Raw genomic sequence first — 22290 nt, 5'->3', positions numbered from 1 at the left:
CGGTCAGGCCGGGGTGATGATGTACGCGACGCCGCCCGGGCCGCTCGCCACGGACCCGTCCGCGCGGTAGCGCTTGGTCCGCTGCCAGATCTTCTCGAACTGGTCGCGCTTGTACACGTTGCGCACGCGGTCGTTGCTGCTCGACGCCGGGTCGTTCGCGATCACGTCGCCGTCCTTCGTGAAGCCGACGACCACCATGATGTGCCCGGACGTCCCGTAGCCCGCGCCGTCCAGTTCCGACGACAGGAACGACTGGGACGTGATCACCGGGATCCCGCGGGCGATGTAGTTCTCGAGCTCGTTCAGCGAGTGCAGCCGCGTGATGTGGCCGCGCAAGCCGCGCGACGCCGCGTACGCCGTGTTGAACGGCCAGTTGCCCGTGCCGTCGTACGCGTGGTCGTAGGTGTAGCGCGCCGCGAACGCCACCGACGGGTCGACGTAGTCCGCCGGGATCCAGGACATCTCCGCCGCTGACGGCTTCTTGCCCCAGTACTCGGCCACCATCTCCGTCGACGTCGGGCTGCACCAGGCTTCGCCGCCCCCGCCGTACTGCGGGAACTGTCCCTTGTGGAGGTTCTGCGCGTAGGCCGGCACCTTCAGCTCGATCCCGGTGGCGCGGCCCGGCTTCGTCGTCTGCACGTCGAAGCGGTCCGGCACCGCCGAGGTCATCGCGCCCAGCGACGTCACCGACGGCGTCGCGTGCGACCCGGCTTCGCGGTAGAGGTCGATCCGCAGCTGGTACGACTTCAGCGTCACGCCCGTCTTCATCACCAGCGTGTCGACGTCGACCAGTGCGTTTGCGTCGTCCTGGCCGTCGACGCTGGTCCGCAGGATGTCGGCGTCACCGCTGGCCCAGCGGCCCATCACGTACCACGCGGTCTCGGTGCCGGCCGACGTCCGGCCGCGCGCCTCGACCTGCAGCCACGTCTTCGCCGGCGTCTGCGCGTTCCAGGACGCGACCAGTTGCGTCGCGCCGAAGCCTTCGCGGTACTCCGGCGACGTCCACCGGCCGTACTCGTACGTTCTCGTCGTGCCCAGCTCCGGCTCGGTGTGCTCGACCGTGCCGGCCGGGCGCGTGATGCGCAGGCCGTCGCGGGTCAGCGCGAGCCCGGCGAAGTCGCCTTCGTGGAAGCGGCCGCCGTTCCACTCGTGGTAATCGATCGCCTCGTCGTCGTGGGGCCGGGCGGGCGCGGCCTCGGCCACTTGCGCGGTTACAGCGGTCAACACAACCACTGACAATAAGGTGAACAACTTGCGTACGCGCATCCCGGCTCCCTGATAGACCCACCCAGTAGGCAGGGATTTTCGCCGGTCCGGCCGGGTCTGTAAACAGGTACCTAGAGGACGGCCTGCGTCTGTGTCACTTTCGCGACCAACTTGCCGTCGTCGTCGTGGATCTCGGTCTCCACCACGACGAACTTGCGGCCAGCGTGCAGTGGTCTGGACGACGCAACGGCGTAGCCCGAACGCACCGCGCGCAGGAAGTTCGTCTTCGACTCGACGGTCGTCGTGCCCTGGCCGCCCTCGGGCAGGTTGAGGAACGCGCACACGGCGCCGGTCGAGTCGGCCAGCGCCATGAGCGCGCCCCCGTGCAGCGCGCCGCCGAGCGTGCACAGGCTCTCGTCCCACTTCAGCCGGCTGCGGACGAGCTCACGCCCGTGTTCCAGCACCTCGACGCCGAGGCGCTCGGAGAACGGCATGGAACGGTGGAAGAGCTGCGTGCCCTCGGGATCGGTCATGCGGTCACCTTGCCGCACGCCCGGCCCGAGGGCGATTACGCCGGAGGTAACGCGTTCAGCTCAGCGGGTTGACGAGCAGCAGCTCGGTGTTGTGGTCCGCGGGATCCCCGACGCGGCCGAGATTGGTGTGGATGTCGTTGTACGACAGCTCGCGGTACAGCGACGCAAGCGCTTGCGGCGTCCGGTCGCCGTAGTCCACGGCGTACGGCGCTTCGGCCTCGATCAGCGTCGTGAACAGCGACAACGTGCCGTCGGCGTTGTCCGCGACCTCGACGATCCGCGCGTGCTGCGGGAAGTCGATGTGCGACGCCGTGTTGATCTCCCAGAAGCCCTGCTGCGGCGTGTTCCCCGCGTGCGGCGTGATCTTGTTGAGGTGCGTGTGGCCGTTGACCCAGGCCAGCACGTTCGGGAACCGCTTGAGGAGCCCGACGAACGCGTCGCCGTTGAGGCGCGGGTCGAGCAGGTGGCGCGAGTCCGGCAGCAGGTTGGTCATCGTGCCGCTGGTGTGGTGGCTGAACAGCAGGAACAGCTCGTCGGTGACGTCGTGGGTGACCTTGCGGCCGAAGAAGTCGTAGTACGTCGAGCTGCCCCGCTTCAACGTCGACTCGACCCAGTTGAACTGCGCCAGGCCGATCGAGCCGTCGGCGAACCCGGCGTCGGTCGTCGTGTCGAGGCTGATCCCGGTGATGCCCGGCGCGATCCGGAACGTGTAGTAGACGTTCTTGCCGTCGGCGTTGGCGCTGCCGAAGCCGTGCCCGACCGGGCCGGGGCCGGTGTTGGCCGTGTCGAGGTGCGCGCGGACGAACTCGCCGGTGTCGAACGGGCGGCGGCGCGCGTCCGGCGTGACCTCGCGGATGGTGCCCGAGCCGCCGAACAGCTCGGCGACCGGCACGCTCGAGCCCGGCTTCTTGATGGCGTCGGCGAGCTTCTTCGCGGTGCTCTCGTCCTTGCCGATGACCTTGTACCGGCCGGTGTACCAGGCGTCGATGCCGGGGATCTGCGCCGGCAGCGAGCCGACGATGCTGTCGTCGTGGTTGCCGAAGGTGCAGAACCACGGGACGTCCAGGCCGGGCGCGGTGAACGGCTTGATGCCGGCTTCGAGCAGGCCGGGGATCTGCGGGAAGCCCTTGGCCGAGTAGTCGTCGCTGCCCGGCGTGCCCGGGTTCCAGAACTCGTGGTTGCCGGAGTTCTGGACGCCCTCGTAGGCGTTCGGGTCGCCCGAGTTCGGCGTGACGCTGCCGCCGTTGAGGACCTTGAGGAACCAGTCGAGCTCGATCAGCTCGTGGTTGTCGGTGTTGTCGCCGGTGGTGACCATGAGGTCGAACGGCCGCCCGGTGAACGGCCCCTGCCGCACGCTGTTGACGCGCTCGACGAGCGCGCTCGTCGCGACGGTGCCGAGTGCCTCCTGCGGCCGGTGCGCCGAGCCGATGAACGGGTGCAGGTACTCGAAGCGCGCGGGGCTCTCGGTGTCGGTGATGTGCAGGTCGGTGAACTGCACGAACGCGCTGAGCGCGCGGCGGCGGTCGTCGCGCCCGGTCTTCGGCGTCGCGAGGTCGCTGCGGACGACGAGCGGCCAGCCGGGGCCGCCCTGGAGGCGGGTGTAGGCCGGCCCGGCGGTGACGGCGGTGGCGACCTGCTCGAGCGTGGTGCCGGACGTCGTGACCGAGCGCGTGCTCGTGAGCCGCAGTGCGCGGTCGAGGGCGTTCGCGGTGGGCGTGCACAGCAGCAGTCCGAGACCGGCGGCGCCCGCGGTCGTGACGGCGCGCCGGGTGAGTTCGGCCATGGTTGTTCGCTCCCCAGTCTTCTCGGTTGCCCAGCACCGTGCCGGACGTGGGTGGACGCGGGGTGAACGTGAAAAACATTCACCGTGACAGTTCAATCCACCCTGTCACAGGCCTCGGTGCGGGGAGTACCGCCGAACGTCGTGGGGATTTCGGGCGCCGGAACGGTCAGCAGGCGATCCCGCACGCGGTCCCGGCCGCGGCGAACAGGCCGAAGAAGAACAGCATCACGATCAGCGCCGGGATCACCGCGATGATCCCGCAGATCAGGCCGGCGATGCCCATGCCCTTGCCGGTGTAGCCGGGCCGGTCCGCCTGCATCATCCCGCCCCAGGACAGGCCGATCGCCAGGAACCCGAGGACCAGGTCGACGAACGGGATCCAGAACGTGACCAGGGCGACGATGCCGACGACCATGCCCGCCACCGCCATTCCGCTGGTCGTCAACGGCTGGTACCCCGGGTATGCGCCGTAACCGGGCTGCGGCGCGTACCCCGCGTACGGCTGCGGCTGCGTCACGTACGGCTGGACCGCGTACTGCGGCGCCGAAGGCGGGTAAACGGGATCGGCCGGGGGCGGGAACTGCGGCTGATCCGGCTGGTAAGGGTCGTAACTGGTCACAGGGCACCCACTTCTGTCCGTCACCGGCGAAGTCGCCTGGACGGTGCCGCACGTTACTCAGCCCGTCAGACCCGACTCCGTCACCCCGCGGACCAGGTACCGCTGCAGGAACGCGAAGAGCAGCACGATCGGCAGGATCGACACCGCCGCCGCGATGAACAGCAGGTTCAGCTGGGGGTTCTGCGCCGTCAGCAACCCGGACAGCGCGACCTGGACCGTCCACGAGTCCGGCGACTGAGCGATGATCAGTGGCCAGAGGAACGCGTTCCAGCTGCCGATCACCGTGATCACCGCGATCGCCGCGAAGAACCCCTTCGAGTTCGGGACGACGATCCGCCAGAACACGCCCCAGCGACTGAGCCCGTCGACCCGGCCGGCTTCCTCCAACTCGCGCGGGAAGTCCAGGAAGTACTGCCGGAAGAGGAACACGCTGAACGCGCTGAACAGCCCCGGGATCACCAGCCCGCGGAAGTCCGACAGCCAGCCCAGCGACGAGACCACCACGAAGCTCGGCACGAACGTCACCGACGTCGGGATCATCAGCGTCGCCAGGACCGCGTAGAACACGAACCGCGAGTGCCGGTACGGGATCCGGGCCAGGCCGTAGCCCGCCAGCGAACAGATCACCAGGAGACCGAGCGTCTGCAGGACCGCCACGATCACCGAGTTCAGCAGGCTGCGCGCGAACGGGACGTCTGTGAGCGAGAACAGCTTCGAGAAGTTCTCCCAGTGCACTGTGGACGGGAAGAACGTCCAGCCGGGCGCGGTGATCTCCGCCCGGGACGCCAGGCCGTTGCGCACCAGCAGGTAGAACGGCAGCAGGAACAGCACCGCCGCGACGGCGAGCGCCGTCCAGCGCAGGGCCGCCTTCACGACACCCGCCCGAAGCGGAAGACGCGGCCCTGCAGCAATGTCACCAGGGCGATGATCAGGGCCAGGATCACCGCGCCCGCGCTGCCGCGGCCCAGGTCCTGGCCGCCCGACCCCAGCGACGTGTAGTACAGGTACACCAGCGGTGGCCGCGCGAACGGCGGGTAGCCCCGGGCGTCCCCCATGATGTTGTAGAACTCGTCGAACGCCTGGTACGCGTTGATCAGGTTCAGCAGGAGCACCGCCACCGCCGTCGCGCGCAGCTGGGGGAGCGTGATGTACCGGAAGACCTGCCAGCCCGGCTTCGCGCCGTCGAGCCACGCAGCCTCGTACAGGTGCCTCGGGATCCGTTGCAGCGCCGCGATGAACAGGATCATGTAGAACCCGAGCTGCAGCCACAGCCGCGCCGTCACCAGCACGATCCAGTACAGCGGCGGGTCGACCGTCCCCGTCCAGGCGACCGGGTCGGCGCCGAACAAGGACAGCACGCTGTTCGCCAGTCCGTAGCGGACCCCGGAGAACAGCGACGTCTTCCAGATCAGCGACGCCACGACGTACGAGCACGCGAACGGCAGGAAGAACACCGACCGGAAGAACGCCCGCGCGAACCGCAGCCGGTTGACGCCGAGGGCGAGCGCCAGCGACAGCGCGAACGTCAGTGGCACGATGAAGACCGCGAACACGCTGAACGTCCCCAGGCTCGACAGGAACGGCTCGTCGGTCAGCATGTGCCCGTAGTTGTCCAGCCCGACGAACTCGGTCGGGGCCACCGTGTTGCGCGCGTCGAAGAAGGACAGGTACGCGCTCCAGCCGATCGGCAGGTACGCGAACACCGCCAGCCCGAGCAGGAACGGCCCGACGAACAACCAGAACGCGCGCGCGTCGCGCCGCTTCACCCGAACAGGCGCTTCAGCTCAGCCTGAGCGACTCCGACCGCCGTCTTGGTCTGCTCGACCGGGTCCGCTCCCTCCTTCGCGATCTTCGCGACCGCGTCGGACAACGCGGTGTTCGACTGCTGCGTCCACACCGGACCGCCGACGAGGTGGCCGTTCTCCCGGACGAACCGGGCGGCGTCCGCGGCCGGCCCCGTCGCGAGGCTGTTCGCCTGGCCGACCAGGCTCTGGCGCGCCGGGACGTGGAAGCCGAACTTCGTCGCGAACTCCAGCTGGTCGTCGGTCTTGTCGATCCACAGCCACTTCACGAACGCCTTGGCCTCGGCGACGTGCGCGCTCTTGGCGTTGACCATCGCGCCGTACGCGCCGACCGGCACCGACGGCGCACCCGTCGCGTCGAGGCGGGGGAACGGCAGGACGCCGAAGTCGTCGTCGAACGCCTGCCGGATCTTCGGCACGTTCCACAGCCCGGTCCACTGCATCGCGGCGAGCCCGTCGACGAACGCGCCCGGGTCCGACCAGTCCGCCGGCGCGCCGAGCAGCAGGGAACCGTTGGCGTTCAAGGTGTGCAGCTTCGCGAGCGCGGTCGCCGCGCGCGGGTCGTCGAAGCCGACCTCGCGGTTGCCGTTCTTGAGGTAGTCGAGGCCGGCCGACCACAGGAGCGGCCCGGTGAGGACGGCGACGCCGCCGTCGTTGCCGGCGAAGAAGCCCTTGACCCCGTCCTTCGTCAGCTTCGCGGCCGCGTCGATCAGCTCGTCGACCGTCTGCGGCGGCTGGACGCCCGCGGCCTGCAGCAGGCTCTTGCGGTAGAAGAGGACCTGCGTGTCCACGGCCTGCGGGATGCCGTAGACCTTGCCTTCGACGGTCTGCGCGGCCAGCACGGCCGGGCTGAAGTCGTTCCGGACCGGCGCGATGACGTCGTCGAGCGACACGACCTGGTTCTGCCGCACCCAGTCGATCTTGACCTGCGCCTCGAAGACGTCCGGGACGGCGCTGTTCTGCAGCGCGGTGACGATCTTCGAGTCGTAGTCGCCGGGGTTCCACTGGACGTTAACGCTCGCGCCGGGATAGCTGGCGGCGTAGCGCTTGACCGCTTCCTGGACGCCGTCCTCGCCGTACGCGTGGTACCACTGCTGGAGCGTGACCTTCGGCGCGTCGGACGGCGGCGGGCCCGCCGAGTACGCGGTCGACGGCGGCGCGGTGCCCTGCCGTCCCGTGTTCGACCCGCAAGCCGCCGCCAGCGCGCCGACACCCGCCAGTGCCAAGAACGTGCGCCTGTTATGCATCCCCAGAACCCCTCCGACGTGGTCTGAAGGCCACCATGAGGGACGTAGGTTCCCCCATGGTGGCCGTCCCAAGCGTGCAGACTCGCCGGAGATTTACCCGTTAGAGCTGGGCGATGTCGAGCTTTCCCTCGGAGTAGGACGCGCGGATCCGCTTCTTGTCGAACTTGCCGACGCTCGTCTTGGGCACTTCGTCCACGAAGGTCCAGTTCTCCGGCAGCTGCCACTTCGCGACCTTGTCGGACAGGAAGTCGCGCAGCTCCTCGGGCGTGGCCGTCTGGCCCTCCTTGAGCACGACGGCGACCAGCGGCCGCTCGTCCCACTTCTCGTCGGGGATGCCGACGACCGCGGCCTCGGCGACGGCCGGGTGGCCCATGACCTGGTTCTCCAGGTCGACCGAGGAGATCCACTCGCCGCCGGACTTGATGACGTCCTTGGCGCGGTCGGTCAGCGTGAGGTAGCCGTCCGCGCTGACCTTGCCGACGTCGCCGGTGCGCAGCCAGCCGTCGTGGAACTTGTCCGGGTCGATCTCCGCGCCGCCGTAGTAGGAGCCGGCGATCCACGGGCCCTGGACCTCGAGCTCGCCGACGGCCTCGTTGTCCCAGGGCAGCACGGAGCCGTCGTCGTCGATCAGCCGGGCGCGCACGGACGCCGGGAAGCGGCCCTGCGTGTAGCGGTACTTCCAGGCTTCCTCGCCGGTCGCGCCGGCCGGCGGGCGGGCGACGCTGCCCAGCGGCGACGTCTCGGTCATGCCCCAGGCGTGCAGGATCGACACCTTGTGCTTCTCCTCGAACGCGTGCATCAGCGACGGCGGCACGGCCGAGCCGCCGACGACGACCTCGCGCAGGTGGGAGATGTCCTGCGGGTTCGCGTCGAGGTGGGCGAGCAGGCCCTGCCAGACGGTCGGGACGGCGCCGGCGAACGTCGGCTTCACGGCGGCCAGCATCGCCGAGATCGGCGCCGGCTGGAGGAACCGGTCCGGCATCAGCAGGGACGCGCCGACCATCAGCGCCGCGTACGGCAGGCCCCACGCCATCGCGTGGAACATCGGCACGATCGCCAGCGCCGTGTCGCTCTGCGCGAGGTTCATGCTGTCGCTCATGCAGACCTGCATCGAGTGCAGCCAGATCGAGCGGTGCGAGTAGGCGACGCCCTTGGGGTCACCCGTCGTGCCCGAGGTGTAGCACATCGCGGCGGCCGAGCGTTCGTCCACGTCGGGCCAGTCGAACGTGTCCGGCTGGCCGGCCAGCAGGTCGGCGTAGGCGTGCACCTGGACGCCGTCCGGGGCTTGAAGCGTCGCCGCGTCGCCGTTGGCCACGATGACGTGCCGGACGGTCTTGAACTCCGGCAGCTGCTTCGCCAGCAGCGGGACCAGCGTGCCGTCGACGATGACGACCTGGTCCTCGGCGTGGTTGGCGACGAAGGTCAGCTGCTCGGGGAACAGGCGGATGTTCAGGGTGTGCAGCACGGCGCCCATCGCCGGGACGGCCAGGTAGGCGGCCAGGTGTTCGGCGTTGTTCCACATGAACGTGCCGACGCGCTGGTCGCCCGTGACGCCGAGGCTCCGGAGCGCGTTCGCGAGGCGGGCGGCGTTGCGGCCGAGTTCGCCGTAGGTCTCGCGACGGGCTTCTGAACCGGTCCAGGTGATGACTTCGCTCGCCGAGTGCACCGACGTGCCGTGGCGGAGCAGGTTCGCCAGCGACAGCTGGCCGTCCTGCATGGTGCTCAACATGGTCGCTCCCGGGGGTCGTTCGCCGGTGGACTGGGGTTGCGCCGACTCTAGTGCGGATCGGGTGAAGCGGGCATGGTCAACAACGGCTCCGTTCGGTCACGGTCGTCGCGCGATCGGGGGACGACCGGACGATGATCAAGATCATCAATTTTTACGCTTTTCCTTATAGGCGAGGAAATGCACGCCGTAACGGAGGCTTCACTTCCGGGTGAGTCTGGCCACTCCGGCCACTTCTTGGGAGCGTTTCCGCAGGCCGGAGCGGGTTGCCCGGTATCACCTCCGGGGGTAATAAGTGCGTGTCGGTTGCACGGCCACGAAGCCGGTGGCGTTTACTGGGGCCGTGGCAAGAGACGGCTGAGCAGCGCTTGCAGGAGCAAGCACTCAGAAAAGCTGTCGGCCGCGAAAGCGGAGACCTGAGAGGAAAGGACACTACGTTGGCTCTGCCTACGTTGACTCCGGAGCAGCGCGCCGAGGCCCTGGCCAAGGCCGCCGAGGCTCGCAAGGCGCGTTCGGAGCTGCTCGCGTCGATCAAGTCCGGCAAGGAGAGCATCGAAAAGGTGCTCAAGCAGGCCAAGGAGAACAAGACCATCGGGAAGACGAAGGTCACCCAGCTGCTGAAGGCCGTCCCCGGCCTCGGCGCGGTGAAGGTCGCCGCCCTGCTCGAGCAGGCCGGCATCGACCCGGACCGGCGGGCCGCCGGCCTGGGCGAGCGCCAGCGCGAGGCGCTCATCGACGCGCTCAAGTAGCTCGTCACCCCGGAGCTCCCGCGAGGGGAGTGTCGCTCGTGACACTCCCCTCGCGGATCTCCCGAAGCCTGGGACGCTAGGTCTTGTGAGTTCTCCTGACCCGGCGACCCCGGCTGACCTCGCCGCCCGCTACCAGCGAGGCGACTTCCTCTTCACGACGGCCCAGCGCGCACTCCTCGCGCAGGGCACGATCCGGACCGTCACGGACACGGACCCGCGGCAGCTCGCCGCGGCGATCCCCGGCGTCCTGGCCTCGACCGGAGCCCCGCTGGCCGTCGGCGTCCTCCCGTTCGACACCGGGCCCGACACGAAGGTGCCGGGCCACCTCGTCGTGCCCCGGACCGTCCACCGCTCCGAGGGCGTGCCTTCGCTTTCGCGCGAGGTCCTCCCGGCGCCCGTGCGGGTGCGCGCGGTGCCCTCGCCCGAGCAGCACATGGCTTCCGTCCGGTCCGCGGTCTCCGCGCTGGGTGAGCGTGACCTGCGCAAAGCCGTCTTGGCCCGGGCTCTCGACCTCGAGTTCGCCGCGCCGGTGTCCGCTGAGCGCGTCGTGCGGAACCTGGCGGTCGGCAACCCCCGGCACTTCACGTACGCGGCCGAGGTGCCCGGTGGCCGCACGCTCGTCGGCGCCACGCCCGAGCTGCTGCTGCGCCGGACCGGCCGCACGGTGTTCTCGTCGCCGCACGCGGGCTCGATGCCGCGGTCGGCCGACCCGGCGACCGACCGCGCCAACGGTGAGGCGCTGCGGACGTCCCGCAAGGACCAGCTGGAGCACGCGGTGGTGATCGACTACCTCGTCGAGGCGCTGCGGCCGTTCTGCCGGACCCTGGACGTCCCGGCCGAGCCGGAGCTGGTCACGACCCCGGCGATCTGGCACCTGCGCACGCCGATCACGGGCGAGCTGGCCGACCCGGACGTCACGGCGCTGGACCTCGCGGCGGCCCTGCACCCGACGCCGGCGATCTGCGGCACCCCGACCGAGGGCGCGCGCGAGCTGGTCCAGGAGCTGGAGCCGTTCGACCGCGACTACTACGCGGGAGCGGTCGGCTGGGTCGACGCGGCGGGCGACGGCGAGTGGGCGGTGGCGATCCGCTGCGCCGAGATCGCGTCGACGTCGATGCGGCTGTACGCGGGCGGCGGCATCGTGGCGGCGTCGGACCCGCGGGCGGAGCTGGACGAGACGACGGCGAAGTTCCGCACGCTGCTGGCCGCGATGGGCCTGGAGGACAGCGTCTAGGGGGCCCAGAGCTCCTCGGTCACCGACAGCTCGTCGGTGGTCAGGACGGCGATGGCCGCGCGGTAGCCGTCCGCGGCCTTCAGGTCCACCAGCCGCGTGCGGGCCGGCTCCAGCGCCGGGTCGCCCGACTCCACCAGCCGGGGCGGCTCGTCGAAGCGCGAGAACGTGATGCTCTTCAGCGGGATGCGCAGGCCCTTGCCGGTGGCCTTCATCACCGCTTCCTTGCGCGTCCAGTAGACGAAGAACGCGTTCGCCTTTTCGGCGTCGGTCAGACCGGTCAGGTGGGCCGCTTCGGCGGGGCTGAGGGCGTATTCGATCAGGCCGTCGTCGGCGCGCCGGGTCGCCGTCTCGACGTCCAGGCCCACCGGGACCGACGGGGTTGCCGCGACGCCGATCAGGTCGCCCGAGTGCGAGATCGACAGCGTCAGGTCGGCGCCCGGGACGTGCGGCCGGCCGTGCTGCTTGCCGCAGTCTTCGCAGGTCGCGTCGAACTTCACCGAGTCCACCGGGACCCCGAGCCACTCGGCCGCCACCGTCTTCGCCAGCACGCGGCCGGTGAGGAAGCGGCGCTTGTCGGCGTCCTGCCGGTACGCCTCGAACCGGCCCTGCTCGACGTCGTCCAGCAGACGCAGGAAGCGCTCTTCGGCGGGCAGCGGCGAGGACCAGCGGACCACGATCTCCATCACGCCTCCGATCCTCCCGGGCGCCGGAGCGGTTGTCACGAATTCGGGGAGAGGTCTGGGGTAATCACGCGGTCAGGAGGTACCCTGGACTAAGCAAGCGCTTAGCCAGTGACAGTGTTGTCTGGGGCCGAGCCCCAGGCCCCGGCCGGGGGCGAGCCCCCTGGACCCCCAAAAGCGTGTCGGAGGAGCAGCGTCGGTATGGACTTTTCTCTCAGCACCGAAGAACGGGAAGTGCGCGACTGGGTCCGCACGTTCGTCCAGCGGGAGCTGATCCCGCTCGAGCAGGAGGTCCTGCGGCGTGAGCGCGCCCACCAGCCCGGCCTCACCGGCGAGGAGCTGAAGGACCTCCAGCTGAAGGCGAAGGAGTCCGGCTTCTGGGGCGTCTTCACGCCCGAGGAGTACGGCGGCATGGGCCTGTCCGCCGTGATGGCCGCGCTGCTGGAGGCCGAGCTCGGCCGCACCTTCGTGCCGTTCCGCTTCGGCGGCGCCGCGGACAACATCCTGTTCCACGCCAACGAGGAGCAGAAGCAGACCTACCTGCTGCCGACCATCTCGGGCGAGCGCAAGTCGTGCTTCGCGATCACCGAGCCGGGCGCCGGGTCGGACGCCAAGGCCATCCGGACCACCGCCCGCAAGGACGGCACCGACTGGATCATCAACGGCGAGAAGACGTTCATCACCGGCGGCAACGAAGCCGACTTCACGATGGTCTTCGCCATCACCGACCCGGAGAAGGGCGCGAACGGCGGCGTCACGTGCTTCCTCGTCGACCGCGAGGCCGGCTGGAAGTCCGAGTACATCGACACCATGGGCGAGTGGGGCCCGGCGTCGCTGATCTTCCAGGACGTCCGCGTCCCGGAGACGCAGATCCTCGGTGAAGAGGGCCGCGGGTTCGAGCTCGCGATGCAGTGGATCGGCCAGGGCCGCTACCTCCTGCCGGCGCGCGCGATCGGTTCGTGCGAGCGGCTGATCTCGATGGCCATCGAGCACGCCAACACGCGGGAGACGTTCGGGCAGAAGATCGCCGAACGCCAGGCCATCCAGTGGATGATCGCCGACTCCGGTGTCGAGCTCGAGGCGCTGCGGTGGCTGGTGCTCAACGCGGCCTGGCAGGTGGACCAGGGCATCGACTCGCGGCACGCGCAGTCGATGGCGAAGCTGTACGGCGGCCAGAAGGCCAACGAGATCGTCGACCGCGTCCTGCAGATCCACGGCGGCATGGGCTACACGCGGGAGCTGCCGATCGAGCGGTGGTACCGCGAGCTGCGGCTGCTGCGCATCTACGAAGGCACCGACGAGATCCAGCGCCGCACGATCGCGCGCAACCTGCTCAAGGGGCACGTGAAGGTCGGCGGCGTCCTGGGCTGAGTCCCCCCGAAACGCGTGAAGCCGTCAAGGCCGCCCTCTCCGGCGGCCTTGACGGCTGTTCGGCTGCGTACTGCTTGCTGACTACTGCTTGTTGCGAATGGCGATCGGGACGCCGGCCAGGTCCTCTTCGTTGCACAGGAGCTTCACGTCGTAGTACGGCGAACCCTGGCGGTCGTCGTAGTCGAGGTGGATGGCCAGGACGTCGAGGGGTTCGCCCAGCCACTCCTGTGCCTGCCGTAGCCACTTCGAGCACCGCTCCAAGGCGGTGGGGAGATCGTCATCACGGAACTCGACGGGGCGATAAGGGACATCCTGCACCTGATCGCGGGGGTGTGCCGGCGCCGGGAGGCCCGGCGCGAGACCCGAGTCGTCCAGTTCCAGTTGGATCGTTTCCTCAGTCACCCTTCGAGCGTCCCCCACGCACGCCGTCTGGGCAAGGCGTACACAGGTAAAAGCGCCGCTAAACGGACATGCCCCACTCTTTCGCGACGATTTCCCGGCAGCGTCGCAAGTCGGCCACGCCCGGCGGTGCGGTGCAGCCCAGGGCCCGCGAGACCAGCTCCGCGTAGTGCTCGGCGAGCTGGTCCAGCGCCAGCGGCCCCGACGGCGAATACCAGCGGGCCACGCCGCTGCACATCTCCAGCAGTGCGAGCCGGGTCACCGCCGGGTGTTCGGTGTGGAACACCCCGGCCGCGACACCTTCTTCGATCGCCGCGGCCCACAGGTGTTCGTACGCGTCCCGCAGCGCCACCACCGGCTCGCGCGCCGACGGCGACAACACGTCGACTTCGTTGTCCACCACGCGGGTTTCCGCCGGGCCGACCGCGTGCGCGAGGACGTGCAGCGCGACCAGCGTGCGCAGCCGGTGCACCGGGTCCACGCTGCCGGCCGTCGCCTCGCGAGCGGCGTCCAGCAGGCGGTTCAGCGCCGTGTGCATGATCTCCGCGAGCAGATCCTCCTTGGTGCCCATGTAGTGGTACAGGCTCGCCGACGAGAGTTCGGCCTCCTGCGCCAGATCGCGGATGCCGGTGCCGTGGAAACCCTTGGTGGCGAACAGCTTCACCGCCGCCGCGCGGACGCGCTCCCGGCTGGTCACAGCCATGCCGCCGCCTTGGCGTCCCACGACCCGGCGCGCGGGTCGGCCACCTTCCGCAGCTCGCCCTTGGCGACGCGCTCCGACGGCGTCATCGGCAGCTCGTCGGCGAACGCCCAGAACCGCGGAACCTTGAAGTACGCCAGCTTTTCCGAGCAGAACGCGACCAGGGCGGCCGGTTCCGGGCGCTCGCCGTCGCAGACGACGTACGCCTTGATCTCCTCGCCGCGCAGCTCGTCGGGCACCGCGACGACCGCGGCCAGCTTGACCGACGGGTGCAGCAGCAGCGCGCGCTCGACCTCGTCGGCCGACACGTTCTCGCCGCTGCGGCGGATCATGTCCTTGGTGCGGCCGACGTAGTAGACGCGGCCGGCGTCGTCCATCCGCGCGAGGTCGCCGGTGTGGAACCAGCCGTTCTCGAACGCCTTCGCCGTCGCGGCCGGGTCGTCGTGGTAGCCGTGCATCAGGCCGATCCCGCGGAGCAGCAGCTCGCCGGTTTCCCCGCGCGGCAGCGGCTTCCCGTCGGTGCCGGCGATCATCGCCTCGCGGTCGCGGCTCGGCCGGCCGATGCAGCCGGTGCCGACGGTCTCGTCGTGGTCGGCCGCCGTCATCCGGATGTCGCCGCCGGTCTCGGTCATCCCGAACGCCTCGTACCACGGCACGCCCCAGCGCGCCTCCAGTTCGGCGTGCAGCTCGTGCGGGATCGCGGACGCGCAGATCGCGCGCACCCGGTGGTCGCGGTCGGCTTCGGACGGTTCCTGGCGCAGCAGCAGCGTCGGCATCAGGCCGAGGCAGTAGAACCAGGTGACGCCGTGCTCGCGGACCTTCGCCCAGAACGTGCTGGGGTGGAAGCGGTCCAGCACGACGAGGGTGGCGCCGGCGGCCAGTCCCAACGCGACGTTCCACTGTGGATCGATGTAGTGGAACGGCTGCGCTGTGAGCACGACGTCGTCCTCGCCGACGGCGGGGAAGTCGGTGGCCAGGCTCACCGCGAGGGTCGTCCAGTACCGGTTCGGCAGGACGCAGCCCTTGGGCGCGCCGGTCGTGCCGGACGTGTACTGGATGTTGACCGGCAGCTCGGGCACCGGGGTGAAGTCCGGCGGTTCGGCGTCGGTGCGGAGCTCGTCCGGCGTGATGACGTCGGTCAGCCCGATCCGGCCGAGGAGATCGGTGAACTCCGGGGCCGCGACGGCCAGTTTCGCGCCGGAGTGGCGGAGAACGTGAGCGCCGTCGAACTCCTGGTAGTTCGTGTTGACCGGCACCAGCTGCGCGCCGATCTTGGCCAGCGCCAGCCACGTCAGCGGGAATTCGGGCTGGTTGCGCAGCATCACCGCGACCCGGTCGCCGGGGCCGATGCCGCGCTCGGCCAGCGCCGCGGCGATCCGTGCGCTTTCGCGGTCGACGTCCGCGAACGTGAACGTCCGGTCCAGGTGATCGAAGACCCACGCCGTGCGGTCCGGCCACAGCGCGGCGGCCCGCGTGACGAGCTGCGCCAGGGTCCCGATCTCGGCGAGCGGCGTCACGCCCGGCTCCGGAAGGCTTCCGTCGACGCGGCGACCGCGGCCGAGGTTTCGGTGATCAGCGCGTGGCTGACCTCCAGCTCGAGGGCCGGTTCGAGGTCGGTACTCGCGTCGAGGACGCGCTTGGCCATCGCCGCGGCCGCGGGCGGGTGCTCGGCGATCCGCTTGGCCCAGCTCAGCGCCTCGGCCTGGAGCTGCTCGGCGGGGACGGCGGCGTTGACCATGCCCAGCTCCGCGGCCTTCCGGCCGTCGAAGCGCTCGCCGAGCAGCAGGAGCTCCTTCGCCTTGAGCGGGCCGACGAGCAGCGGGAGCAGCCGCGACGCCGCGCCGGTGACGCTCAGGCCCAGCGAGACCTCGGGGAACGCGAAGACGGCGTCTTCGGCGGCCAGGATCAGGTCGCAGCCCAGCGCGAACTCCGCGCCGGCGCCGATCGCGTAGCCGTGCACCGCCGCGATGACCGGCTGGCGCAGCCCGCGCAGCCGCCGCGTGACGTCCTGGAGCCGGTCCAGCCGCGCCCGCGAATCACCCGCGGGGGTGGGTTCCTTGAGGTCGTGGCCGGCGCAGAAGGCCCGGCCGTTCCCGGACAGCACGACGACGCGGGCGTCGCTGCGGGCGGCGGCGTCGAGGGCGGCGAGGAAGTCGTCGACCAGCACGGCGGCGACCGCGTTCAGCCGCTCGGGCCGGTTCAGCCGGATGTGCGCGATGCCGTCCTCGACGGCGAAGTCCACGGTGGGCATGAGGGCGATGCTAGACGTTCGATCGATCGATCGATAGCCTCGGACTCATGCGGGTCGATGCGGTCTACGAGAACGCCACGGTGTGGACAGGCGCAGGCGTCACCAGTGCGCTCGCCGTCCTGCATGGCCGGGTCGTCGCGCTGGGTTCCGATGCCCTCGAGCTGTCCGCGCGCTCGCGGGTCGACCTGGCCGGCGGGTTCGTCGTGCCCGGCTTCCACGACGCGCACAACCACATGGCGTGGTTCGGGATGGGCCTCGACGACGTCCCGCTCAGCGACTGCCGCAGCGTCGAGGAGGTCTACGACGCCGTCGCCGCGCGCGCCGCGACGCTGCTGCCCGGGAGCTGGGTGGTCGGCAGTGGGTACGACCAGAACAAGCTCGCCGGCGGGCACCCCGACCGGCACGGCCTCGACCGCGCGGCGCCGGGGATGCTCGTGCGGCTCAAGCACACGTCCGGGCACATGACCGTGGTCAACTCGGCCGTGCTCGACCAGCTCGACCTGGCGCACGTCCCGGTCGGCGGCGACGTCGTGCTCTCGCCGGACGGCTCGCCGACCGGCCTGCTGCGCGAGCAGGCCCAGCTGCTGCTGCGCCCGCTGACGTACCCGACGCCGGTTTCGCGGGTCGTGCGCGGGCTCGGCCGGGCGTCCGAGCAGTACCTCTCGGAGGGCATCACCAGCGTCCAGGAGGCCGGGATCGGCGGTGGACTGGTCGGCGAGACACCCGCCGAGCTGGCCGCCTACCAGGAGGCGCGCGACCAGGGCGTGCTGCGCGTGCGCAGCACCGTGATGGTCGCCGCGAGCGTGTTGCACGACCTGCCCGACGACGCCGGCTTCGGCCTCGACCTCGGCCTGCGCACCGGCCTCGGCGACGAGTGGCTGCGCGTCGGCCCGATGAAGTTGTTCGCCGACGGATCCCTGGTGGGACGCACCTGCGCGATGCACGACCCCTTCGACGGCGAGCCGGACAACCGCGGCTACTTCCAGGTGCCCGAGGACGAGCTCGCGCGCACGATCCGCCGCGCCCACGACGCCGGCTGGCAGATCGCGACGCACGCGATCGGCGACCGCGCGATCACCGTCGTCCTCGACGCATACGAAGCCGCGTTGGCCGCTTCGCCGCGCACGGACCACCGCCACCGCATCGAGCACTGCGCGGTGCTCCAGCCCGCGGAGCTGTCCCGGCTCGCTTCGCTCGGGCTCATCCCGTCACCGCAGGGCCGGTTCGTCAACGAGCTCGGCGACGGCATGCGCGCCGCGCTCGGCGAAGCGCGCGTCCCGTGGTGCTACCGGCTGCGAAGCGTCCTCGACGCGGGTTGCGTGCTTCCCGCGTCCTCGGACCGGCCCGTCGTGAACGGCGCGCCGCTGCTCGCGCTGGCCGACATGGTGCGTCGGCGCACGGCGTCAGGCGCCCCCTTCGCACCCGAAGAGGCGTTGACGCCGGAGCAGGCGTTGCGCGCGTACACGTTCGGCTCGGCGTACGCGACCTTCGCCGAGCGTGACCTGGGCACGCTCGAACCCGGGAAGCTCGCCGACTTCGCCGTGCTGTCCGGTTCGCCCCTGGACGAGTCCGCTTTGGACGACCTCGCTGGTGAAGGACTCAGCGTGCAAGGCACCGCCGTCGGCGGCGAACTGCGTTATCAAGCGTGATGGCTCACTTCCTCCCCACGAACTCGAGTGCTTCTTCCGCCAGCGCGGACCAGGGCTGCGCCGACGCCGTGTCCAGCGCCAGCCACTCCTTCATCGGGGTGCCCTTGTTCGCGTCGAAGCGCACCCCGTGCCCGCCCTCGACCAGTGCGTCGACCCGCGCCCGGGGCAGTTTCAGCACCAGCTGCCCGCGCACGAACATCGCGAAGATCCGGCCGTGCGCACGCAGGGCCGTGCGCCCGAACCCACCGGTCGCGCCGGGTGGCGTGATGCCCGGGCGTCCGGTGAACTCGTCGACCAGGTTCTCGAACTTCTCCTCCGGCGACATCGACCACCTCCGCGTCCGACCATAACGACCACCACCGACAGAAAAGGAGGCGAGATGCCCGTCCGCGACGCCGTCTTCGAAGACATCGAAGAGATCTGCGCGCTCATCGAGGAGCACGCCGTCTACGAGGACAACCACGACCTGAAGCTGGACCGCGCGGAGATGAGCGGTCACCTGTTCGGGCCGGACCCGAAGGCGTGGGTGCTGATCGCGACCCCGCCGGGCGAGCCCGGCACGGTCGCCGGCTTCGCCTTCTGCAGCTGGAACTTCTCCACGTGGGAGGCCCGGCCGGGGATCTGGCTGGACGACCTGTTCGTCCGTCCCGCCCACCGGCGCTTCGGGCTCGGCAGCGAGCTGCTCGACGAGCTGCGCAACCGCACGAGCGGCCGCGTCGAGTGGGACATGCAGGAGGGCAACGAAAAAGGCGCGGCGTTCTACGCCCAGCTCGGCGCCGAGCCGGTGCCGGGCTGGATCCGCTACCGCTGGCGGCCGTGAACTTTCACGAGAAAGAACCCCGCCCCGTATCGTATGCGGCATGGGAGATGGTTCGGTCCGGAGGTCCTCGTCGGTCGAGGACTACGTCCGGGTGATCTACGGCCTGGTCGAGCGGGGTGAGGCGGTCACGAACACCTCGCTCGCCGGCCGGCTGGAGGTCAGCCCGTCCTCGGCGTCGGGGATGGTCACGAAGCTGTCCCAGCTGGGCTTGGTCACGCACATGCCGTACCGCGGGATCGAGCTGACGGCCGACGGCCGCCTCCTGGCGCGCTCGGTGCTGCGGCGCCACCGGCTGATCGAGACGTACCTGGTGTCCGAGCTCGGCTACACGTGGGACGAGGTCCACGCGGAGGCGGACGCCCTGGAGCACGCGGTGTCGGACCGGCTGGTCGAGCGCATCGCAGCGAAGCTGGGCAACCCGGTCCGCGACCCCCACGGCGACCCGATCCCGGCCCCGGACGGCAGCGTGGAGGAGCTGTCGGTCCGGATCCTGGACGACCTGGAGCCGGGCGCGGTGGGCGAGATCGTCCGGGTGTGGGACACGGACCCGGAGCTGCTGAGGTACTTGACGGAACACGCGATCAACCTGGGCGAACGCATCGAGGTCGTCGAGCGCCAGCCGTTCGGGGGGCCGATGGTGGTGAAGGTGGGCTCGCCGCCCGACGCGGCGACGCACGCCATCGGCAAGGAGATCGCGCAGGCCCTGTCGGTCACCCTGCGCTAGCCACCCAGCGAGAGCTGGAACCCCACGCGCTCGGCACGTCGGCGAACGTGAAGGTGAACGTGCGAACCCACATCCCGTCGACGATCTTCGTCTCCTCGCCGGGAGTCCGGTGCAGCTCGGTGGTCGCCACGACTCGGCCGCTTTCGTTCACGAGGGTGACCTGCGAGCCGTCACTGAGGTCGGAATAGCCGTCGTAGCCGTCAGCGGTGGACTTGGTGCACTGCATGTCGCACAGCAAGGAAAGCGTGCCGTTGACCGATGTGGTTCCCGACGTCGTGAGGACGATGGTCAGAACGGTTGCGAACGCGGCAACGGATCAGCCCTCTTCGCTGTTACGATCGGTAACCAAGGCGTTAGGACGCTGAGGGGCGTACGCCCGAGTGACGTCGTGAAGCGGATGTGGTGACGACCCCGCCGCCGCGACCATGGCTTCATGAAACCCTTCCGCTTCGGCGTCGTCGCCGGTTATGCCGCCGATCTCACCTCGTGGACCGCTCAGGCCGAGCGGGTCGAGAAGCTCGGCTTCGACACCCTGCTCGCCACCGATCCCGTCGGTACCGCCGATCCCTTCGTCCTGCTCGGGGCCGCCGCCGCGGTCACCCTGGACCTCACGCTCGGGACCTTCGTGCTCGCCGATCCGTTCCGGGACGCCAAAGCGCTCGCCTGGCAGGTGCGGACGTTGCACCAGCAGACCGGCGGTCGCTTCGAACTCGGGCTCGGTGTCGGGCGCCCCGGGGCCGAAGCGCACACCGCAAGCCTCGGCCGGGAGTTCGGCGGACCGGGTGAGCGCATCACACGGATGGCCGAGACGATCGCCGTCCTCAAGGAGACCGCGGACCGGCCGCGGCTGGTGCTCGCCGGCGGGGGACCGAAAATGCTGGCGCTCGCCGCGCAAGAAGCCGACACCCTCACCTTCACCTGGCGGCCGCAAACCACCGAAGCCGAGGCCGAGTCCATTGTGGATCGATTCCGTAAGCTTGCTGAAGAACGGTTGCCGGACATCGAGCTCGGGCTGAACCTGATGGCCGTCGGGGACGCGCCGTCGCCCGGGATCGCGCGGTGGGCCGGGGTCGACGTCCCGGAGCTCGCCGCCGGCGGGGCCGTCACGGTGCTGCCCGCTGATCCAGGTCAAGCGGTGGAAAGGCTTCTCGATTGGCGGGAGCGGTGGGGGATTTCCTACGTCACGATCAACTCGGGCTACGCGGAACCGTTCGCCGAGATCGCCGCGCAGGTGCGGCTCGCAGGTGGGTGAGGGCCCTTCCGATCTTGCGAAGCTGGGCCTACGCTCCAATTTTCGTACTCGGGAGTGCTTCGGAGCGTTGTGATGACCGGTCAGCGAACTCGCACCATCGACCGGGGGGAACAGGCGGAACTGGGTCACCTCCTGGCCGCCGGGCCGTTCGACGTCGCGCTGCGCGCGGCGATCAGGGCACGCGGCCTCGGCCTCGACCGGATCCGCTATCGCTTGCGCGGCAGGGGAACCACGGTCAGCCTGGCCACCCTCAGCCACTGGCAGTCCGGGCGGTGCCGGCCCGAGCGGCCGGAATCGTTGGAGGCGTTGCGGAATCTCGAGGACATCCTGAACGTGCCGGACGGCTCGCTCAGCAGGCTCCTCGGCCCGCCGCGCGGCAGAACCCGGTTCCACGCGCAGCCACCCGCGCTCAACTGAGCGGTATCAACGGAAAACCGCTCACCTGAGCACGTAGGCTCGTGGTCATGCGAGCTGTCGTCATGGAGGAGTTCTGCGTCCCGCCGGTCGTGCGGGACGTGCCCGAGCCGGTGGCGCCGCCCGGTGGCGCGGTGCTCGAGGTCGACGCCACCGGTGTCTGCCGCAGCGACTGGCACACGTGGCAGGGCCACGACGCCGCGGTGAAGCTGCCGCACGTCGCCGGGCACGAGCTCGCCGGCCGGATCGTCGCGCTCGGCGAAGGCGTGCGCGGCTGGGAGCTCGGCGCGCGCGTCACCGTGCCGTTCGTCTGCGCCTGCGGCACCTGCCCCCAGTGCGCCCGCGGCGACCAGCAGATCTGCGACCGCGAGTTCCAGCCCGGCGCGACGCACTGGGGTTCCTTCGCCGAGCGCGTCGCCATCGAGCACGCCGAGACGAACCTCGTCGCGCTGCCGGACTCGCTCGGCGCCGCCGAAGCCGCCGCGCTCGGCTGCCGCTTCGGGACGGCGTTCCGCGCGGTGCTGCGGCAAGGCCGGGTCACCGCCGGGCAGTGGGTTTCGGTGTACGGCTGCGGCGGCGTCGGCATCTCCGCGGTGCTGCTGGCGGTCGCGGCCGGCGCGAAGGTCGTGGCCGTCGACGTCTCGCCGTCGGCGCTGCAGCTCGCCGCGAAGTCGGGTGCCGCCATCACCGTCGACTCGTCGGCGTTCGACGGCCCGGAAGCCGTCGCCGAGCACGTCCGCGAGCTGACCGGGGGCGGCACGCACGTGTCGCTGGACTGCCTCGGCGCGCCGTCGACCTGCGCGGCGTCGGTGGGCAGCCTCCGCAAGCGCGGCCGGCACGTCCAGGCCGGGCTGATGCCGCCCGCGCAGGGCGTCGCGCCGATCCCGATGCACCGGGTCATCGGCGGCGAGCTGGAGCTCGTCGGCATCCACGGCCTGCAGGCGCACGAGTACCCGGAGCTGCTGCGCGTCGTCGAGACGGCCGGCATCGACCTCGCCGCGCTCATCGGGCAGCGGATCGGCCTCGACGACGTCCCGGCCGCGCTGGCCGCGATGAACGACCCCGTGCCGGCGCGCGCGGGCGTCACCGTCGTGACGTTTCGTGACTGATCCGCGGCACCCAGGTCAAGTG

At 70.4% G+C, this 22290-nt stretch carries 24 protein-coding genes; 9 read left to right on the top strand and 15 right to left on the bottom strand.

Features of this window, described 5'->3' with window-relative positions:
• Positions 1-3 precede the first annotated feature (3 nt).
• The 8 genes from ACIRSS_RS16560 to ACIRSS_RS16525 all read right to left on the bottom strand — a co-directional run bounded on the left by ACIRSS_RS16560 (position 4) and on the right by ACIRSS_RS16525 (position 8919).
• Positions 4-1266: a peptidase C39 family protein gene (locus ACIRSS_RS16560; RefSeq protein ID WP_400895506.1), complete on the bottom strand. Its 1263-nt coding sequence runs from the start codon at positions 1264-1266 to the stop codon at positions 4-6.
• 71 nt (positions 1267-1337) lie between these two features.
• Entirely contained in the window at positions 1338-1739 is a 402-nt protein-coding gene (locus tag ACIRSS_RS16555) for a PaaI family thioesterase (protein ID WP_013230138.1), read from the bottom strand.
• 55 nt (positions 1740-1794) lie between these two features.
• Entirely contained in the window at positions 1795-3522 is a 1728-nt protein-coding gene (locus ACIRSS_RS16550; RefSeq protein ID WP_400895504.1) for a TIGR03767 family metallophosphoesterase, read from the bottom strand.
• Positions 3523-3688: 166 nt separating this feature from the next.
• Complete coding sequence (locus ACIRSS_RS16545) at positions 3689-4141, bottom strand: DUF4190 domain-containing protein (protein WP_400895501.1); 453 nt, start codon at positions 4139-4141, stop codon at positions 3689-3691.
• A 57-nt stretch (positions 4142-4198) separates the two neighbouring features.
• Positions 4199-5014: a carbohydrate ABC transporter permease gene (locus tag ACIRSS_RS16540; RefSeq protein ID WP_400895499.1), complete on the bottom strand. Its 816-nt coding sequence runs from the start codon at positions 5012-5014 to the stop codon at positions 4199-4201.
• Positions 5011-5907, bottom strand: a complete 897-nt coding sequence (locus ACIRSS_RS16535) for a carbohydrate ABC transporter permease (RefSeq protein ID WP_400895496.1) — start codon at positions 5905-5907, stop codon at positions 5011-5013. The genes ACIRSS_RS16540 and ACIRSS_RS16535 overlap by 4 nt, the downstream gene beginning before the upstream one ends.
• Positions 5904-7190 carry an ABC transporter substrate-binding protein gene (locus tag ACIRSS_RS16530; RefSeq protein WP_400895494.1) on the bottom strand — a complete coding sequence of 429 codons (1287 nt, stop codon included), beginning with the start codon at positions 7188-7190 and terminating at the stop codon, positions 5904-5906. Before ACIRSS_RS16530 ends, ACIRSS_RS16535 begins: the two co-directional genes overlap by 4 nt.
• Positions 7191-7290: 100 nt before the next feature.
• Positions 7291-8919, bottom strand: a complete 1629-nt coding sequence (locus ACIRSS_RS16525) for a long-chain fatty acid--CoA ligase (protein WP_400895491.1) — start codon at positions 8917-8919, stop codon at positions 7291-7293.
• Positions 8920-9353: 434 nt separating this feature from the next.
• Here ACIRSS_RS16525 and mihF point away from each other — a divergent pair, with 434 nt between their 5' ends.
• Together mihF and ACIRSS_RS16515 are read left to right on the top strand one after the other, a co-directional pair.
• Positions 9354-9665 (top strand): integration host factor, actinobacterial type, encoded by a 312-nt coding sequence (mihF, locus tag ACIRSS_RS16520; RefSeq protein ID WP_051767699.1) that lies wholly within the window; start codon positions 9354-9356, stop codon positions 9663-9665.
• An 85-nt stretch (positions 9666-9750) separates the two neighbouring features.
• A complete protein-coding gene (locus tag ACIRSS_RS16515) occupies positions 9751-10899 on the top strand; it encodes an isochorismate synthase (RefSeq protein ID WP_400895489.1) in 1149 nt (382 codons plus the stop codon).
• On the opposite strand, the gene ACIRSS_RS16510 is transcribed toward ACIRSS_RS16515, so the two are convergent.
• Positions 10896-11582, bottom strand: a complete 687-nt coding sequence (locus ACIRSS_RS16510) for a 4'-phosphopantetheinyl transferase family protein (protein ID WP_400895486.1) — start codon at positions 11580-11582, stop codon at positions 10896-10898. The genes ACIRSS_RS16515 and ACIRSS_RS16510 overlap by 4 nt on opposite strands.
• A gap of 198 nt (positions 11583-11780) precedes the next feature.
• Here ACIRSS_RS16510 and ACIRSS_RS16505 point away from each other — a divergent pair, with 198 nt between their 5' ends.
• Positions 11781-12950, top strand: coding sequence for an acyl-CoA dehydrogenase family protein (locus ACIRSS_RS16505; RefSeq protein ID WP_086856274.1), 1170 nt, complete (start codon positions 11781-11783; stop codon positions 12948-12950).
• A gap of 81 nt (positions 12951-13031) precedes the next feature.
• Here the strand turns inward: ACIRSS_RS16505 and ACIRSS_RS16500 are convergent, their stop codons facing one another.
• From ACIRSS_RS16500 to ACIRSS_RS16485, 4 genes are read right to left on the bottom strand one after another with little or no spacing between them, the layout of a single operon-like run.
• The gene (locus ACIRSS_RS16500; protein WP_284742934.1) at positions 13032-13352 is read right to left on the bottom strand and encodes a hypothetical protein; all 321 of its coding nucleotides are present in this window, start codon (positions 13350-13352) and stop codon (positions 13032-13034) included.
• Between the two features lie 58 nt (positions 13353-13410).
• The gene (locus ACIRSS_RS16495) at positions 13411-14046 is read right to left on the bottom strand and encodes a TetR/AcrR family transcriptional regulator (protein WP_400897496.1); all 636 of its coding nucleotides are present in this window, start codon (positions 14044-14046) and stop codon (positions 13411-13413) included.
• Positions 14043-15566, bottom strand: coding sequence for an ATP-dependent acyl-CoA ligase (locus ACIRSS_RS16490; RefSeq protein WP_400895483.1), 1524 nt, complete (start codon positions 15564-15566; stop codon positions 14043-14045). The genes ACIRSS_RS16495 and ACIRSS_RS16490 overlap by 4 nt, the downstream gene beginning before the upstream one ends.
• Complete coding sequence (locus ACIRSS_RS16485; RefSeq protein ID WP_400895480.1) at positions 15563-16300, bottom strand: enoyl-CoA hydratase/isomerase family protein; 738 nt, start codon at positions 16298-16300, stop codon at positions 15563-15565. The genes ACIRSS_RS16490 and ACIRSS_RS16485 overlap by 4 nt, the downstream gene beginning before the upstream one ends.
• Positions 16301-16347: 47 nt before the next feature.
• Between ACIRSS_RS16485 and ACIRSS_RS16480 the strand changes: the two genes are divergently transcribed.
• Positions 16348-17949: an amidohydrolase gene (locus ACIRSS_RS16480; protein WP_400895478.1), complete on the top strand. Its 1602-nt coding sequence runs from the start codon at positions 16348-16350 to the stop codon at positions 17947-17949.
• Positions 17950-17953: 4 nt separating this feature from the next.
• On the opposite strand, the gene ACIRSS_RS16475 is transcribed toward ACIRSS_RS16480, so the two are convergent.
• Positions 17954-18274: a hypothetical protein gene (locus ACIRSS_RS16475; RefSeq protein ID WP_400895475.1), complete on the bottom strand. Its 321-nt coding sequence runs from the start codon at positions 18272-18274 to the stop codon at positions 17954-17956.
• Positions 18275-18328: 54 nt separating this feature from the next.
• On the opposite strand from ACIRSS_RS16475, the gene ACIRSS_RS16470 reads away from it, so the two are divergent.
• Positions 18329-18769: a GNAT family N-acetyltransferase gene (locus ACIRSS_RS16470; RefSeq protein ID WP_364259262.1), complete on the top strand. Its 441-nt coding sequence runs from the start codon at positions 18329-18331 to the stop codon at positions 18767-18769.
• A 40-nt stretch (positions 18770-18809) separates the two neighbouring features.
• Positions 18810-19493: a metal-dependent transcriptional regulator gene (locus tag ACIRSS_RS16465; RefSeq protein ID WP_400895472.1), complete on the top strand. Its 684-nt coding sequence runs from the start codon at positions 18810-18812 to the stop codon at positions 19491-19493.
• Here ACIRSS_RS16465 and ACIRSS_RS16460 read toward each other — a convergent pair.
• On the bottom strand, positions 19480-19719 hold the full coding sequence (locus tag ACIRSS_RS16460; protein WP_400895469.1) for a hypothetical protein: 240 nt from the start codon (positions 19717-19719) through the stop codon (positions 19480-19482). The two genes, ACIRSS_RS16465 and ACIRSS_RS16460, sit on opposite strands and share 14 nt — an antisense overlap.
• Before the next feature lie 207 nt (positions 19720-19926).
• Here ACIRSS_RS16460 and ACIRSS_RS16455 point away from each other — a divergent pair, with 207 nt between their 5' ends.
• The 3 genes from ACIRSS_RS16455 to ACIRSS_RS16445 all read left to right on the top strand — a co-directional run bounded on the left by ACIRSS_RS16455 (position 19927) and on the right by ACIRSS_RS16445 (position 22268).
• Positions 19927-20745 (top strand): LLM class flavin-dependent oxidoreductase, encoded by an 819-nt coding sequence (locus ACIRSS_RS16455; RefSeq protein WP_400895467.1) that lies wholly within the window; start codon positions 19927-19929, stop codon positions 20743-20745.
• A gap of 72 nt (positions 20746-20817) precedes the next feature.
• Complete coding sequence (locus tag ACIRSS_RS16450) at positions 20818-21162, top strand: transcriptional regulator (protein ID WP_400895465.1); 345 nt, start codon at positions 20818-20820, stop codon at positions 21160-21162.
• Positions 21163-21209: 47 nt separating this feature from the next.
• Positions 21210-22268, top strand: a complete 1059-nt coding sequence (locus tag ACIRSS_RS16445) for a zinc-binding dehydrogenase (RefSeq protein WP_400895462.1) — start codon at positions 21210-21212, stop codon at positions 22266-22268.
• The last annotated feature ends 22 nt before the right edge of the window (positions 22269-22290 follow it).

Source organism: Amycolatopsis sp. NPDC101161 (assembly GCF_044768185.1).
Classification (GTDB): Bacteria; Actinomycetota; Actinomycetes; order Mycobacteriales; family Pseudonocardiaceae; genus Amycolatopsis.
This window is presented reverse-complemented; position numbering and strand designations above follow the sequence as displayed.